The following is a 624-nucleotide window of genomic DNA, read 5'->3' as shown; positions in this document are numbered from 1 at the left end:
CAAGGTGCTGAAAGGCCGTAGCCGCGAAGCGATTTTCCTGCTCGTCATCCTGCCGTTCTGGTCAAATGGGCTTGTGCGCATCTTCTCCTGGGCGATGGTGCTGCGCGAAGGGGGCATTCTCGATACCGCGCTCAACGCCGTGCTGCCGTTCAAGATCAATATCGACCTGATGTATTCCTATCCGGCTGTCATCATCGGGCTAGTGCACTCCTACGTTCCTTACATGGTGCTGACCTGCTACCTGACCCTACAGGCCATCGACGACTCGCTGATCGAGGCCGGGCGCTCGCTCGGCGCATCGCGGCTGCAGATGCTGAAGCGGGTCATCATTCCGCTGTCGATGCCGGGGCTGGTGGCTGGCGCGGCCCTCATCTTCGTCCCGGTCGTTGGCTCGTTCATGGAGCCGCGCATACTTGGCGGCCGTACCGGCACCTTTTACGGCACTGTCATCGAGGACCAGTTCGTCGCCGTGTTCAATTGGCCGCTGGGTGCTGCGCTCTCCTTTATCCTGCTGGCCGTCGTGCTGGTCATCCTGGCGGTTGCCTCGCCGGTGCTGAGGAGGGCTATGTGATGGCGACGACACGGGTCCTCGAATGGCTCGGCCGCCTCTACATCTGGCTATTG

The 624-nt window shown here is 61.5% G+C and carries 1 protein-coding gene; it reads left to right on the top strand.

Annotation, left to right across the window (positions count from 1 at the left end; all coding sequences use genetic code 11):
- Nucleotides 1-571: ABC transporter permease (locus NKJ17_RS33945; protein WP_352692073.1), on the top strand; the 571-nt coding region annotated here is incomplete at its 5' end.
- Nucleotides 572-624 lie beyond the last annotated feature (53 nt).

It is taken from the genome of Mesorhizobium sp. M0208, from assembly GCF_040322015.1.
Lineage (GTDB): Bacteria > Pseudomonadota > Alphaproteobacteria > Rhizobiales > Rhizobiaceae > Mesorhizobium.
Note: the sequence above shows the minus strand (reverse complement) of the source record. Positions and strands in the feature narration are given on the sequence as shown.